The sequence below is a fragment of the Paenibacillus sp. FSL W8-0186 genome (assembly GCF_037969765.1).
GTDB classification, from domain to species: Bacteria; Bacillota; Bacilli; order Paenibacillales; family Paenibacillaceae; genus Fontibacillus; species Fontibacillus woosongensis.
Map to the genome: position 1 here is coordinate 4,512,500 of NZ_CP150207.1, position 14,543 is coordinate 4,527,042.

Genomic DNA, 14,543 nt, shown 5'->3' on the forward strand with positions numbered 1-14,543 from the left:
CCTCTCCCCTTCCGGCAAAATAACGCAATATCCTGTTCTTCACTGCGGCTTCAATTCCAGCGTGGGTTCATCGCGGAATTCGCTCGGGGTTTTCCCCGTATATTTTTTGAAAATTTTACTGAAATACTTCACGTCCTCATACCCGACCTGAGAGGCGACTTCGCTTACCTTGGCCGGGGATACCGCTAAAATTTCCATCGCCCGGCTCATCTTCTTGCGGATGACGAAATCGCCGAAGGTCATCCCCGTCGATTTTTTAAACACCTCGCTCAAATGATTCGGGTGCAGATGGACATGCTTTGCCACCTGCTGCAGGCTGACATCATGCTCAAGCTGCTCCTCGATAAAAGCCATCGCCTTATGGACATGAGCTGTCTGCCCTTCTGCATGCTGGGTATGATAGATTTTCATAATCGTATACAAATGCTGGAACAGCGCATCCTGAGGAATCATGACATCGCCGCGCCTCCATTGGAATGGTGCAGGGGTCCCGTCGAGCAGCTTCTCCCTCCCGGTAGCCGTAAGCACCCGCTCAAGCCAGCGATGTGCAGCGATCGCTACCGAATGCAGGCATGCAGACAGTGATTCCAATGTTGCCTGCGGATCCTGACGCTGCTCCTTGATGAACCTCTGCACCCAGCTTTTCAAGGCTACGGGATCGCCTTCAAGCAGTATCGCCGACAGCTCGATTTCTTCCTCGTATGTGCACACGGTTTTGCCGCCCTTGCGCCGCTTGATCTCCTCGTAGCTGCACATTTTGCTATCGATGATCATCTGATAGCCGAAAGCCTCGTCGGCAGTCAAATAAGACTCATGAAGCTTCTCCAGCTCGTATACCTGCTCGCCGGCAGCCACGAAAAGCGTACACTTCATCATCGATTCAATATGGCGAATGACCTGACGATACTGAGCTTCCTCGTCTTTATGGCGCGGATCGAGGTAAATGGCGGCCACGATTCTGTTCTTCTGCACTATCGTCGTGCAAGTCAGCAGATCGCATAGCATATTCTCCACAGCGAACAGCAGCAGGCTTTCCGCACGCGAATCGTTCCAGCCGTCGGCGGCAATGATCAGCACCTGCTTCTTCCAGTCGCCGATCTGCTGTTCATCTATCAAAGCCGGCAGGAATAGCGGGACAGGCGGCATGCCTCTGCTTTCCTGCGTATCTCCGTCAACAACCCACATCCCGAAGGATCGGCTGACCTCTTCCTTTTTGTAATGATAATTTTGGCTTTCCGCTGCCCAGCGCTCCTGTACACGCCGCTTCGCCTTCAGCACCGTCTTAATGATTTCCTCGGGTCTGCTTGTCTTTAATAAATAATCGCAAACATCCTGACGGATCGCCTGCTGGGTATAAACAAAATCATCATACCCGGACAGGATGATCACTTCGATATCCGGGCTGATTCTTCTCGCCTCCTCCGCAAGTTCGAGGCCGGTCATGCCTGACATGCGGATATCGGTAAGCAGAATATGCGGCCGTTCCTGCGATATGCGCTCCAGCGCCTCTTCCGCCGATGCTGCCGGCGGCAGCAATTCAATGCCGATCTCCTGCCATCTTATCACCTTGGCAAGCCCGGTTCTTATGATCACTTCATCATCAACTATCATGATTCTCATCGCGTTCCTCCAGAATCGGAATAGAAAAGGATACCCTTGTTCCGGCATGCAGCCTGCTCTCGATCTCAATCCCCGCATCCAGACCGTAATGCAGAATCAGCCGTTCATTCACGTTGCGAAGTCCGTAGCTTACAGACGTAGAACCATGCAGCTCCTTCTGCTCTCGATTCGCATTCGGCAGCAGATTGGCCCTTACGGCAGCAAGTCGCTCTTCGGTCATGCCGATGCCGTCATCCAGCACCAGGAAGCACATCATTCCGCCCTTTTGCTCCAGATAAACGGTGATCGTGCCGGCCCCCTCTTTTTTCTGGATGCCATGTATCAATGCGTTCTCCACCAGAGGCTGCAGCAGCAGTTTAAGCATATATTTATCCTGTAAATTTTCATCGATGATGAAATCGATATTGAATTTGTCAGGGAAGCGGATTGCCTGCACCTGGGCGTAGTTCTGAATATGAGCAATTTCCTGCCGCACAGGATAAAATTCTTTGCCTTGGTTAAGGCTGATCCGTAAAAAGTCGCTTAGCGCCTCCACCATATCCGCGATGCGTTTCTCATCGGCCATGAGTGCAATCCAGTGTACCGAGGATAAGGTATTGTAGAGGAAATGGGGATTAATCTGGGCCTGCAGCGCCAGGATATCCGCCTCCTTCTTCCTTGCCTCGTTGCGGATCAGCTCCGCCTTCAGCTTCTCGATATGCCTGCCGAGCATGTTATAGCTCTCTCCGAGCTTGCCAATTTCGTCGCTCGAATTCGTCGGAAACAGCGGAAGCGGGGCATCCGGATCGATCTTGGCCAGCAAACGGGTCAATAGCCGCAGCGGGTTCGTCACGCGCTGCGCGACAAACAGGATTAGCCCGACGCTGATCATAGCCGCAAGTGCTACAGCTGCAATCGTCAGCAGCAAAATGTAGCGGTTCTGCGCGCTGTACTGGTCATACGGAATCATACCGATCAGCATCCAGCCGACGCTTGGCTCGCGAAAATGCAGCATCGTCTGCTTGTTTGCCCCTTGGCCATACGTCATACTCCCGTACAGGTTCGCGCTGAATTCGCGAGTCAAGCCAGGATACAGCTCCTCAAGCGGCTTCGCCAGCCAATCCTTCTCGGTCGCCGACAAAATAAGCCCCTCTTCATTGACGAGCGCGACCTGCCCCCGTCCTTCGCCCAGCTTGGGCTGCGACCAATATTGGGATATCGCCTTCTCGTCGATGCTGATCGCCAGCCAGCCGAGATCGCCATAGTGATGGGTGCTGCGCAGCGGACGGATAAACGTGATGACATTTTTGAGGCCCGAATAGTCTTTGACTTGGTACACGCCCGTCCACATCTTATCCGTTACCTTCCGAATATCGACCTGCTGCGGCAGGCTGGAATCATATAACGTCGCCGTCGACATCGCGGTTGGAAATTTCCGCGATACAATCGAAATATCGGTGATATATTTTTTGGAGCTGGCCAGGTTCATCATCATCCCCACGATGCGCGACCTCACCTTCTCATCCTCGCTTGCCGAGCTCAAGTATTGCTGCACATCGCCTTGGCTGATCAGGAATAGCGATATATTCTCCACGTCCTGAATAATGAATCTGAGATTCCCGTCCATCTGCCTTAAGGTTTCGATGCCTGACAGCTTCGTCTTCTCCTCCGTAACACGGGATGAGGTAATAAACGCAAAAGAACCTAAAAACAGCAAAGGGATCAGGATGGAAACCAACATCATCATTGAAAGTTTTCGCCGTAAAGACATTCCCATCCACCATCCCATGTTGTCAGTCAGTTCATCCTAAAATCTTCTACCAATCTATCCTTTGACAGCTCCCGCCGTCATACCTTTCATAACTTGCTCCTGGAAAATCAAATACATGATCACCGTTGGAATTACCGATATGGTCATTCCCGCCAGCGTCAGCCCGTAGTCGGTCTGATAGCCGTCGGCAAAATTCGCGATGCCTAGCGGGAGAGTTTTCAGACTCGTCTTGCTAATGAACACGAGAGCAAAAGAAAAATCATTCCACGAATGCAGGAAGCTCAATATAGTAACCGTGGACAGAGCCGGTAATGACATCGGCAGAATGACTTTAAGGAACAGTCCCCATACCCCGGTCCCGTCTATGAAAGAAGCCTCCTCAATATCTTTCGGTATCGACATCAAGTAAGCAGACAGCACAAAGATCGCCGTCGGCAGCGCAAATGCCGTGTATGGCAAAATCAGCGCCCAATACGTATTCAGCAATTTGATTTGCTTCATTAGAATAAATAGCGGAACCAGCGTGCTATGAATCGGAATCAGCATGCCGACCACAAAGAAGGCCATAATCATGCCTTTCATGCGAAATTGAAACCGGGCCAATACGAAGGAGGCCAGCGCTGCAATGAACAATGTAACGGCCAGCGAACCCAGCGATACGATTAGCGAGTTCATGAATGCCGTGCCTAATTTGGCGCTCTCCCAGGCCCGGGTGAAATTCTCCCACTGCCAATTCATCGGCAGGCCGAACGGGCGGCTGTAAAAGTCTTCATTCGTCTTGAATGCGCTAATAATCAGCCAAAAGAAAGGATATATCGTAACGATACCATAACCAATCAAAATTGCCCAAAAAATTGACGATCTTATTTTTCTTATACTAAGCATGGTACTGCTCATTTTCTCTCCCCCTCCTTATTTTTTGCCTCTTCTGCTGGTCAGCCACTGGCTTGTGCCGATGAGCAGCAGACTGATCACGACGATTGTCGTCGATATGGCACTCCCGAATCCGTAACGATAGGAGGTAAAGGTAGAGTTATACATGTAGGTAGCCAGCAGCTCTGTCGCATGGGCTGGACCGCCTTTGGTCATGATATATACGAGATCGAACGACTTCAAGCTGCCGGAGATGCACAGAATAATCGCCACCTGAATTGTTCCCCAAATCATGGGAATGGAAATGCTGACGAGTTTTCTGAGACCAGAGGCTCCGTCAATCTTGGCAGCATCATGCACTTCCCCCGGAATATTCTGCAGTGCGGAAATGAAGATGATAAGATACAGCCCCACGAAGCTCCAAATCAACGGCGGAAGGAGCGAATAAATCGCGATTTTATTGTCCGACAGCCACTGCAGCTTCCAGCTCTCCAGCCCTAACGATTCCAGCAAAAAATTTAGAATGCCGATTTGCGGGTGGTAGATGTACTGCCAGATCATCCCGATAACAACGGTGGATAACACCATAGGCAGGAAAATAGCGGAGCGTAAAAATCGTTGAATCATATTGCTCTTATGCAGCAGAACTGCAAGCACGAGAGCGATCGGCACCTGACCGAATACGGCGGCGAGCACGAAAATGAAATTGTTTTTGAGCGACCGCCAGAAGACGGGGTCTTGCAAAATTTCGATATAGTTCTTAACCCCGATGAACTTCGCCTCTCCGATCCCCGACCAGTTGAAAAAACCGTAGTACGCCGACCAGATCACAGGCACGAACACGAACAGGGCATAGATCAGTAATGCGGGCAAAAGCGCAAGAACGATAAAATTCCGGTGACTTCTTATATTCATTGCGAGTATCACTTCCTTAAGGGTAAATATGAGCCCTCCTTGGATAGGAGGGCCGATACATCGTCTATTTGCTTATTTGCCGAGTGCGCCTGCTTGGGCATCTTGAATTTTCTTCGCGATATCCTCAGGGTTGCCGCCCATCAGCAGCTCCTGCAGTCCATTGTTGATCACTTCAACCGCAGCGGAGCTCAGCTTGGAGTCGTAAACCGGGTGGATCTTCACGTTCTTCATCAGCTCATGCAGTTCTACGAACAGCGGATGAGCTTTGCTCGTATCCAGCTCGATGTTGTAGCTGACCAGCGTGCTGCTGTCCAGCGTCGCTTTCTGTCCCTCTGGGCCGCCCAAAGCGTAGAACAGCTCCATTGCAGCGTCTTTCTTTGCACCGGTCAATTTCTTGCTGACGCCAAGGCCTGTGCCTACGACGCCTGATGTCGAATTGGGCTCGCCTTTGCCGCCTTCGATCGCTGGCAGGATCGTGATATGCGTATGATCAAGCACTTCCTTCGGCGTATTGTTGACGAGGTTACCCAGCGCCCAGCCGCCGTTAATGAACATCGCCGATTTGCCTTGAGAATACAGCTGCATCATTTGTGTCTCGTCAATACTGTTGAACCCTTCCTGGAATGCGCCGATGTTGCCGAGATTCTGCAGTACCTTCAGAGCTTCGATAAATTCAGGATCAGTAAACTTGGCGCCGTCTTGTTCAACGGCCTTGAGGAACCATTCTGTTCCCGTAACACGGTCGGCAATTGCACTGAAGATGGTCGACTGTGCTACCCAGTTCGCTTTGTTGCCCAGCGCAATCGGGATGACACCCTTCTCGTTGAATTGCTGGATCGCCGTTTCCAGTTCAGCCCACGTCGTCGGAACCTTCACGCCATGCTCGTCAAAGATAGCCTGGTTGTAGTAAATGAAAGAGGTTGGCGCCAGGTTCATCGGTACGGCATAAATCCCGCCGTCTACCGTAAAGCCATCAAGCGCGTTTGGAATGAAATTATCCTTCCACTCTGGTTTGCTGTCGATGAATTCATTGATCGGCTGCAGCAGATCCCCCTTCACAAATTCCTTCGTCATGGCATCCGGCCACATGACGAACAGGTCAGGCATTTCATTCGCGGCCGCTACTGTTCTGAGCCGCGTCTTCAAGCCGTCTGTCGGAAGCCCTTCGTCCTCCAGTTCGATCTCAGGATGAGCTGCTCTGAAATCATCCAGCAGTTGTCTCATCGTGACCGCTTTCGCATCCTGTCCCGTCCAGTTATGCCAGATGGTCAGCTTCACTTTCTCCGGGGCAGCCTGCCCGTTACTGGTTGCGTTATTTGCTCCGCAGCCTGCCAGTACCATCGCTAGAATGGATACTAATGCTGCAAATTTAAAAATTCTCTTCATTCCATGACCTCCCTTATTTGTATAATCTCATTGTAGTGTCAGCGTTTTCAGTTCGTAAGGGGAGAATTATAAGCTATAGGGTAGAATATGATCAGGTCGTCGGACATTTGGCCTTGGGCCGGAATATACATATCCTGAGCTAAACGAATCCTTTTATTATACCGAAGCAGGAGGTATGTTGTAACATGCCCGATTACCGGATCATCGTAGATTTATCGGAACGGCAGCTGCAATTGCTTGACGGGGACACCGTCGTGAGATCCTTTCCTGTAGGAATCGGCAAAATGCTGACCCAGACGCCGACCGGGGATTTCGTCATTATTAATAAACAGGCCAATCCCGGCGGGCCCTTCGGCGCGTTCTGGATGGGATTGTCCAAACCCCACTATGGCATTCATGGGACTAACGATCCTTCTTCGATTGGCCACGAAGTGTCCCATGGCTGCATACGTATGTATAACCAAGACGTGCTGGCCCTGTCGAAGCTTGTGCCTGTAGGAACGAGAGTGACGATTCGGCCATAATAGCGAGGGAAGTGCTGATGCAATGCCACTGTAAGACGAATCACCGCCCGCTCAAGGCAATCATGATATAATGGACGCAGTATGAACCAGGGGTGAATACACACATGGATAACGCGGATGAACGTGAAAATCATAGAGCGGCTGGCGGAGCGGAGAGCTCTTTCGGGATGGAGTCTTTAGAGACACCTGGCTATATGGTTGCAGGCGCCGCCGGACAAGGCCATATCGACCCTGCGGAACTTTGTCTTCTGGCCGGCAAAATGATGCTGCAAAGCGGAGCGGAGACGTACAGAGTCGAGGATACGATGACCCGTATGGCTGAAGCAATGAATCTGGGAGGCTCCCACAGCTATGTCACCCCTACGGTAATCATGTTCCAGCCAGGCAGCTCGCTGCCAGCCAAGCTGATTCGCATCGTCGAACGGACGACTGATTTAGCGAAAATCGCTGCAGTCAACGACGTATCGCGCAAGCTGGCAAGCAAAGACATGACGCCAGCCGATGCCCGTGCCCGTCTGACGGATATTGAACGAAGCGGAAACCAGTACCCCATCTGGCTGCAGATCGTCACGGCAGCCGCCGCCAGCGGCTGTTTTACATATATGTTCCAGGGAAGCATGGCCGACATCCTGCCCGGCGTCTTATGCGGCGGAGCCGGCTTTGCCATGTTTCTTGCGCTGCAGCGACTAGTCAAGGTGAAATTTTTTGCGGAGTTTTCCGCGTCTTTTGTAATTGGGCTATTGGCCGTTTTGTTCGTCAAGATTGGATTTGGGCAAGTGCTGGACAAGATTGTGATTGGCTCCGTCATGCCGCTCGTACCCGGGCTGCTGATCACCAACGCCGTCCGCGATTTGATGGCCGGACATTTGGTCTCTGGCCTGTCCAGAGGAGCCGAAGCTTTCCTGACCGCCTTTGCCATCGGCGTAGGAATTGCCGTTGTCGTCACATTTTTCTAACCGGAAAGAAGGTTTGATCATAGGATGATATCGCCGCAATGGATATCGCTCAGTGCCCATCTTATAACGAGCTTCATCGCTTCCGCTGCCTTTGGCATTCTGTTTAATGCCCCGAAGAGGATGCTCCTGCAATGCGGGCTTGCCGGAATGATGGGCTGGATCGCCTATGTCCTGCTGTCCCCGCGTCTTGATGCCGTCTTCGCCACTGTCGTAGCAACCTTCATTGTCGGGGGTATTAGCCAAACGCTAGCCAGGCTGTACAAGAAGCCGGTCATCCTCTTCAGCGTCTCTGGAATCATACCGCTTGTTCCCGGGGGGCTGGCCTACGACGCCATGCGGCAGTTCGTCGTGAGCGAATATAACCTGGCTGTCCAGCTTGCCGCCAAGGCATTTCTGATCTCGGGCTCCATCGCCATCGGACTCGTATTGTCCGAAGTGCTGAATCAAATGGTGCTTAAGCTATCCAGAAGGTAGCATTACCGGCACTGCAGGAGCCATGCAATCGGACCGGGTCCGCTTCGTGCGCTCAGGGAGCAGCGCGCATCCAGCGTCATCGTGAACCGCAATACTCATCCTCCTGGAAACTTTGCTTGCTGAGCCATAGCGTAAAATTGCAGCTTTAGGGTCAGTTTGGACATTTTCAGCTAGATTGCTGTATTTACCTTACGGTGCCTTCATTGAACTGGAATGTTTCTCTCCTATAACTACGGATTTATGACTAGATGGTCAGGATCAGGTGGTGGGTATCAGGTGATGAGTATCTGGTGGTCAGGATCAGGTAAGGTAACTAGTTGTACTTCATACAGTTAGTTCATCGGTTTTGACCCTGTTAGAGGGAACTAACTGCAAAACCTACATTTAGATTTAAGCTATTTCGACGAATTGGCTCCATTCAGGCAAACTAACTGCATGTATTACATTTAGCGCATGGTTTTTTTGATAAAAGAGCTCAACTAGCTGTATAAAATACAATTAGTTTTAATTTCCCAAGGTTTCTTGCAAGGCAAAGAAACATATACGGCGGGTACAGCTTGCTTGCCCTGAGTCTTTCCACGGGCTGCTTCCAAGATACGGATCGCACCTCCCCTCCGTCCTCTGCTTGCAAGCATCCTTTCAATGATCTCTGCTCAAAACAATAGAGGATATGCACCTGGTGCATATCCTCTACCGTCGTCATAACTTCCATGATCATATCCAATTCAATGATTACAATGATTTGCCGCTTAGCTCGAATTCCGTCTGATGCAGCTCTTTAATCATTCGCCGGAGGAAATGACTCTCTTGATCTTTCAATCCATATTGGTTCTCCTTGACGAGCATCTCACCTACCTGTCTCTTCAACAGCTCATTACGGCGCTCCAACACTTCATCATAAGCCAAGTTCAAGTCAACTCCTCAATATTATTTGAAAAACATCTCTAATTATAGAATGTAAAGACCCGAAGTGAAACCGCGGAGAGCCCGTATCCTCCTAGGTGAGAGAGTATGACGCTAATGCTCATGAACCCGGCACCTGGCGCTCGTAAACATCCTCCCGAATGCTCTCGCATCATCCATATTCCTCCCATTTCATGTAAACCGCCATGGTTATCGATGGCAATTGGCGCGCCAAATCCAGCTCTGGGTCTGATCCATGATATTGTCTAAAGCGAATTTGTAAAAACCTTGTTTAGTTTTTAGAAATAAAGCAAAGGGTATAAAGATAAGGAATAGCGACATGAACAGGAGGAATATAGCCAATGAATCTAAAGGGAAAAGGCTGTCTGATCCCCATCATTATCATTGCGGCAGTTATCATTATCGGCATTGCCTTGTTCGCGGGAAATTACAATAAGTTTATGACCTCTGAGGAAACGGTAAACCAGCAATGGAGCAAAATCGACGTGCAATTGCAGCGAAGATACGATCTTATACCGAATCTGGTCAATACCGTCAAAGGCTATGCCCAGCATGAAAAGGAAGTTATTAAAGAGGTTACCGATGCGAGGGCCGCGCTGGGCGGAGCACGCACACCCGACGAGCTGGCCGCAGCCGATCAACAGCTTCAGGGCGCGCTCAGCCGGCTGCTGGTCATCGTTGAGAACTATCCAACGCTGAAGGCCGATGCCCAATTCACCCAACTGATGGACGAACTGGCCGGAACGGAGAATCGGATTGCCGTCGCCCGCGCCGATTACAACAATGCGGTCGCGGACTATAACAAACTGATCCGGCGTTTCCCCGGTGTTGTTATCGCACGGATGATGGGATTCGATGAGAAGCGGTACTTCGAGACGACACCGGAATCCAGAACGAATCCGGAGGTCGATTTCGGCACGGATGAGACTTCGCAGATTCCTGCGCTGCCGGGAACCGGTTCTCAGCATCTCAGGCTGCAGCCAAAAGGGGAATGGGCATGAGCCCATCGGCCTGCCGGCAACGAATCATCCGCAGCTTGTTCCCGCTTCTCATCCTGACTATATTCATATTTGCCGCCTCTTCCTCCAGCGTCTCAGCTGTTCCGAAGATTCCGAAACCTCAAGGGGATATATATGTGCAGGATTTCGAGCAGCTGCTAACCCCCGAGCAGTCTCGATATCTCCTCTCGCTCGGCAGGACGCTCGAAGACCGCACGAAGGCGCAAATCGCCGTACTGACCGTGCCTTCCTTGGGCGATGAGCCCATCGAGGAGTATGCGCTCCAGGCGCTGCGAACTTATCAGCTCGGCGATGCTAAGCTGAATAACGGCGTCCTGCTGCTCGTCTCCTTAGGCGACAACCAGCCTGGCAACCGGCAGGTCCGTATCGAGGTCGGCTATGGCCTGGAGGGAGCGCTGCCCGATGGCAAGACCGGGCGGATTCTCGACCAGGTCACTATTCCGTATATCGAAAATCAGCAGCCCGGACAAGGCATCGTTGAAACGTACAAAGTCCTGTATAACGAGGTCGCCAAGGAATACGGCGTAGACCAGGAACTGAGCCCTCAGGAAGTAGCCCTGCCGGACTCAGCCGCTTCTGCGGAGGGCGGCGGCCTGTCCCCGTTATGGGTCATTATCATCGTGGCGTTCATCATCATCGACATCGTGTTCTTCCGCGGAACATTCACCATGCTCCTTCTGTCCATCCTCGGCCGGGGCGGAGGATTCCGCGGCGGCGGCGGCGGGTTCCGCGGCGGTGGCGGAGGCTCCTCCGGCGGGGGCGGAGCCAGCAGAAGATTTTAATCCCAGTTCTCTTCCGGTAGGCGGTATAATAGTAACTAATACGAATGATCAACTACAAGGGAGAGAACTGCATTCATGATATCTAATTCGCGGCAGCGGGCCGTATTCTTCGATCTCGATGACACGTTGTACGATCATCTCATTCCTTTTCGCACTGCGCTGACTAACATCCTGTCCACGCCGGAGGATTTTCCGTACGATCAAGCCTACCACCGGATGCGCTACTTCAGCGACGCTCTGTCCGCAGAGCTTGGAGGAACGCCAACACATGGCGAAGAGCTGCACCAGATGCGGCGGCAGCGCTTTCAGCTCTCCTTGGCTGAATTCGGCCTTTTGCTTACACCGGATCAAGCGCAAGCTGTCCAGGACGAGTATCTCAGCCTGCAATATGCAATCAGGCTGTTCGACGGGGTGGAAGAGCTGATCCTGGAGCTGAAGGCCAGAAACTTCGTGGTTGGCGTTATAACGAACGGTCCGCCCGATCATCAAATGAACAAGGTCAGAGCCTTGATCCTGACAAGGCTAATCCCGGAGGAATTGATTTATGTCTCGGGAGCCGTCGGTTTCACTAAACCGGACGTGCGCCTCTTCCGGCACGTGACCAATCAGCTCGGCCTGGCTCCCGAGCATTGCTGCTATATCGGCGACTCCTGGCGCAACGACGTTGTCGGCGCGCTCGATGCCGGCTGGAAGGTGCTGTGGTTCAACCACCGCAGCGTTCATCCGGAATCGGATCATCAGCCGCATCATCAAGTAGCTGGTTATCCGGACATCGCTAAGGTGCTGCTGTCAGATTACCTATAAAAACCTTCTCAACAGAAAAAGGGCGCCCAGCAGTCTGTTTTCAATGACTTCTGGACAGCCCCTTTTTCATGGGCTTGGCTTGGTAATGCTAATGGACCTTGGTTCCGCTATTCGCCGAAAATACCTGCAAAATCGAAACTAGCGGACAGAGGGTTCTCTATATCGCTAATATGGAGCGAAAATGAGATGATTGACTCTCATTAAAGGCTTCTCTGTCCGTTAGCAGCTTCCTAACCCCCTCGGCACCACGCAGTTACCCAACCTTTCGGTACATCCAACCTCTCGGCAACAGGGTTACCCGGCTTTTCAGCATTCAGTTACCCGATCAAACGGAAGGTCCTAGCAAGAAGCGCTTTACGATTCCGCCCTCGTTCTGCAAATCACGTTCCAGCTCACTATTGCCGGCTTAGATGAGGACGGGGCTGTGGCCGGTCATCTTCCACTGGCAGCGCATAGCGCATAGCACATATACTAGCTGACGAGATAACCGCCTTAACAGGTCTTTCTTATATCGCCATCGCCTTCCTAAAAAGCTCCGGTTCCCCCGCCGTCCCCGCCGCCGCCTCCGCCGCCGGAGAAGCCGCCGCTGCTCCCGGAGGAAGAATCCGGAGGCATATAGGCAATGGCCTTCTGGGAATAGACCAGGCCCTCCACCGCAGACTGGCTGATCCGCGCCGCGACCGATTGCAATGCTTCGTCGCCGGAGCGGCGCTTCATCGCCTTTAGGAGCTGTGGCCCTGCATCCAGTATGATCGCGAATTCAGCGAGTCTGAGACCGGATTCCGTATCGTAGCGAGGAGCCCCTTTCGAATACCACTTTCCCCGTTTTAGCCGCCTGCGCCAATAACGAAGACCAGCGTGAAGCTTCCAGCCCTCCAGCGTCAAAGTATAGGGGCGCAGAATGAGCGAGAGTATAAATGTAATGACGATCAGCACGGCATACGTGCCTGTGGCAGAGCTGTCGTACAGAAATCCTGCCGCTGCGAAGCAGCCGAAGTAATACAATCCAGAAAGCCATCTTTTCTTCGGATAAGCAAGCGCAAATCCGGCCAGCGTTCCAACAATCAGAACCGCCCAGATGATACTTGAGGACTTCGAGACATCGATGACAAACAGGGCAAGGATCATCAAGAAATGAATAAGGATCATAGCCGGCTTCATGGTCCGCTGGAACTGATTCGGGTAAACATACGCGTGATAATCCTCACTGTGATCCAGCAGCACCCGCCATTTGTTAAAATCGGCGTGAAGGCGTTCGGATAGGCGCCGATACCGCTTCAACTCGTTGGCATCCTTCTTCTCCTTCCGTGTAGGGCCGGCAAACCGCTCGGTCTCCAGCTTTTTGCCATAGAAGAACTTATCCAGGAAAAACCTCTCCGTTTCGTTTAAAGCCGAGCGCCTTCCTGTGAAGACGAACTCCGGCAGGATGTCAGGCGCCTTCTTGTCTTCCAGCAGCCGCCTTGGGGCCTGCCTTTCCTCCATTGCCACAAGCCCTTGGTGCCGCAGCGAGAACACTCCGGCAAACATGTCCCGTATTTTCAGCCGCCCTTTACGGTAAATATATACCGCCAGCAGCGGATCGATCTCCTCCAGCTTACCGGAAGCTATTCTGCTTCGCAGAAGCCATCCCGCAACCCTTCGGAAGGGCAAAATTTGCAGCCCCAGCACTAGAAGGGCTCCATATGCCAGCAGCTCCAGCACAGCGTCAGCGATGGCCAGATGCTCCGTCCGTTTAGCTAACCGCAGTTCCCGCTCCCGTTCCGCAGCCAGAGCCGTTTCCAGCGGAAGCGCCTCCGGAAGTGCCGCCTGTTCGCTGATCCACTCTGCCGGAAACAGCACTCTTAAGCGGGCCGTCCCATACTGATCAAGCAGCGCATTAGAGTAACGAAGATAAGAAGCCTCGCCTTTCCCGCCATAAATCAGCGAAACCTGGCCGCCCGTCCGGTCATGCAGGAAATAGTGGATGCGCTCCTCATCGAGCGGCTCTCCAAGCTGCAGATCAATCGTCACGTTATGGATGTCGTCATTGTTGTTCTTGAAGAAGCTCCACGCCAATTCGCCAGTATCCGCATAGCGGACAGCAGCCCCCTTGATCCGGTAACGGTAATAGACCCGCTTCGTCTCATCCGCGGAAGGCGCATGTATAAAGTAAGTATCGTTATCTTTATTGAAATCTACAGCAAGCCGCTGCAAATCGTCATATGTAAAGTCTTTGAAATGCTGTCCCTCCGGCGGAATATATGCTTCAAAAAACTCGATCCCCCCATGCCCTTTGGGGTCAACATACCGCGTCATGCCGTTCCAGCTGCCCTCGAACCGGTAGGTGAACAGCTCTTGGACGAACAGATCCCCGTTTGGCATTATCCTTGCTGCTACGTCTACTTCCTCCATCGTAAACTTCTTGCTTCCCCCGCAGCCTGCCAGCATCACAATGACCAGCGCCAGCGGGAGCCACAACCATCTCCTCATGATGTCACCTCGATTGTAAAATCTTCAAACTATTATAAACCAATTCA

At 52.0% G+C, this 14,543-nt stretch carries 13 protein-coding genes; 6 read left to right on the forward strand and 7 right to left on the reverse strand.

Features of this window, described 5'->3' with window-relative positions; translation table 11 throughout:
• Positions 1–39: 39 nt before the first annotated feature.
• The 5 genes from MKX50_RS20100 to MKX50_RS20120 all read right to left on the reverse strand — a co-directional run bounded on the left by MKX50_RS20100 (position 40) and on the right by MKX50_RS20120 (position 6,544).
• Complete coding sequence (locus tag MKX50_RS20100) at positions 40–1,620, reverse strand: response regulator (protein ID WP_283925686.1); 1,581 nt, start codon at positions 1,618–1,620, stop codon at positions 40–42.
• Positions 1,601–3,346: a sensor histidine kinase gene (locus MKX50_RS20105; RefSeq protein WP_339157657.1), complete on the reverse strand. Its 1,746-nt coding sequence runs from the start codon at positions 3,344–3,346 to the stop codon at positions 1,601–1,603. Before MKX50_RS20105 ends, MKX50_RS20100 begins: the two co-directional genes overlap by 20 nt.
• 78 nt (positions 3,347–3,424) lie before the next feature.
• A complete protein-coding gene (locus MKX50_RS20110; RefSeq protein WP_230873810.1) occupies positions 3,425–4,255 on the reverse strand; it encodes a carbohydrate ABC transporter permease in 831 nt (276 codons plus the stop codon).
• Positions 4,256–4,282: 27 nt separating this feature from the next.
• On the reverse strand, positions 4,283–5,158 hold the full coding sequence (locus MKX50_RS20115) for a sugar ABC transporter permease (protein WP_155611337.1): 876 nt from the start codon (positions 5,156–5,158) through the stop codon (positions 4,283–4,285).
• Positions 5,159–5,230: 72 nt separating this feature from the next.
• Positions 5,231–6,544, reverse strand: coding sequence for an extracellular solute-binding protein (locus MKX50_RS20120; protein ID WP_339157658.1), 1,314 nt, complete (start codon positions 6,542–6,544; stop codon positions 5,231–5,233).
• Between the two features lie 185 nt (positions 6,545–6,729).
• Here MKX50_RS20120 and MKX50_RS20125 point away from each other — a divergent pair, with 185 nt between their 5' ends.
• The 3 genes from MKX50_RS20125 (at position 6,730) to MKX50_RS20135 (ending at position 8,498) form a co-directional block, all read left to right on the forward strand.
• On the forward strand, positions 6,730–7,068 hold the full coding sequence (locus MKX50_RS20125; protein ID WP_213593313.1) for a L,D-transpeptidase: 339 nt from the start codon (positions 6,730–6,732) through the stop codon (positions 7,066–7,068).
• Positions 7,069–7,262: 194 nt separating this feature from the next.
• Positions 7,263–8,024: a threonine/serine exporter family protein gene (locus MKX50_RS20130; RefSeq protein WP_244996721.1), complete on the forward strand. Its 762-nt coding sequence runs from the start codon at positions 7,263–7,265 to the stop codon at positions 8,022–8,024.
• A gap of 24 nt (positions 8,025–8,048) precedes the next feature.
• Entirely contained in the window at positions 8,049–8,498 is a 450-nt protein-coding gene (locus MKX50_RS20135; RefSeq protein WP_339157659.1) for a threonine/serine exporter family protein, read from the forward strand.
• 732 nt (positions 8,499–9,230) lie between these two features.
• Here the strand turns inward: MKX50_RS20135 and MKX50_RS20140 are convergent.
• A complete protein-coding gene (locus MKX50_RS20140) occupies positions 9,231–9,404 on the reverse strand; it encodes a hypothetical protein (RefSeq protein ID WP_196427170.1) in 174 nt (57 codons plus the stop codon).
• A gap of 359 nt (positions 9,405–9,763) precedes the next feature.
• Here MKX50_RS20140 and MKX50_RS20145 point away from each other — a divergent pair, with 359 nt between their 5' ends.
• The 3 genes from MKX50_RS20145 (at position 9,764) to MKX50_RS20155 (ending at position 12,027) form a co-directional block, all read left to right on the forward strand.
• A complete protein-coding gene (locus MKX50_RS20145; protein ID WP_213593307.1) occupies positions 9,764–10,423 on the forward strand; it encodes a LemA family protein in 660 nt (219 codons plus the stop codon).
• Entirely contained in the window at positions 10,420–11,223 is an 804-nt protein-coding gene (locus tag MKX50_RS20150) for a TPM domain-containing protein (protein ID WP_339157660.1), read from the forward strand. Before MKX50_RS20145 ends, MKX50_RS20150 begins: the two co-directional genes overlap by 4 nt.
• 75 nt (positions 11,224–11,298) lie before the next feature.
• On the forward strand, positions 11,299–12,027 hold the full coding sequence (locus MKX50_RS20155) for an HAD family hydrolase (protein WP_339157661.1): 729 nt from the start codon (positions 11,299–11,301) through the stop codon (positions 12,025–12,027).
• A gap of 525 nt (positions 12,028–12,552) precedes the next feature.
• Here the strand turns inward: MKX50_RS20155 and MKX50_RS20160 are convergent.
• Positions 12,553–14,496 carry a DUF2207 domain-containing protein gene (locus MKX50_RS20160; RefSeq protein ID WP_339157662.1) on the reverse strand — a complete coding sequence of 648 codons (1,944 nt, stop codon included), beginning with the start codon at positions 14,494–14,496 and terminating at the stop codon, positions 12,553–12,555.
• Positions 14,497–14,543 lie beyond the last annotated feature (47 nt).

Coding starts and splice junctions, on each gene's coding strand:
- MKX50_RS20125 (WP_213593313.1), top strand. CDS start 6,730: ATGCCCGATTACCGGATCATCGTAGATTTATCGGAACGGCAGCTGCAA.
- MKX50_RS20115 (WP_155611337.1), bottom strand. CDS start 5,158: ATGAATATAAGAAGTCACCGGAATTTTATCGTTCTTGCGCTTTTGCCC.
- MKX50_RS20135 (WP_339157659.1), top strand. CDS start 8,049: ATGATATCGCCGCAATGGATATCGCTCAGTGCCCATCTTATAACGAGC.
- MKX50_RS20155 (WP_339157661.1), top strand. CDS start 11,299: ATGATATCTAATTCGCGGCAGCGGGCCGTATTCTTCGATCTCGATGAC.
- MKX50_RS20130 (WP_244996721.1), top strand. CDS start 7,263: ATGGTTGCAGGCGCCGCCGGACAAGGCCATATCGACCCTGCGGAACTT.
- MKX50_RS20145 (WP_213593307.1), top strand. CDS start 9,764: ATGAATCTAAAGGGAAAAGGCTGTCTGATCCCCATCATTATCATTGCG.
- MKX50_RS20110 (WP_230873810.1), bottom strand. CDS start 4,255: ATGCTTAGTATAAGAAAAATAAGATCGTCAATTTTTTGGGCAATTTTG.
- MKX50_RS20100 (WP_283925686.1), bottom strand. CDS start 1,620: ATGAGAATCATGATAGTTGATGATGAAGTGATCATAAGAACCGGGCTT.
- MKX50_RS20105 (WP_339157657.1), bottom strand. CDS start 3,346: ATGATGATGTTGGTTTCCATCCTGATCCCTTTGCTGTTTTTAGGTTCT.
- MKX50_RS20150 (WP_339157660.1), top strand. CDS start 10,420: ATGAGCCCATCGGCCTGCCGGCAACGAATCATCCGCAGCTTGTTCCCG.
- MKX50_RS20160 (WP_339157662.1), bottom strand. CDS start 14,496: ATGAGGAGATGGTTGTGGCTCCCGCTGGCGCTGGTCATTGTGATGCTG.
- MKX50_RS20120 (WP_339157658.1), bottom strand. CDS start 6,544: ATGAAGAGAATTTTTAAATTTGCAGCATTAGTATCCATTCTAGCGATG.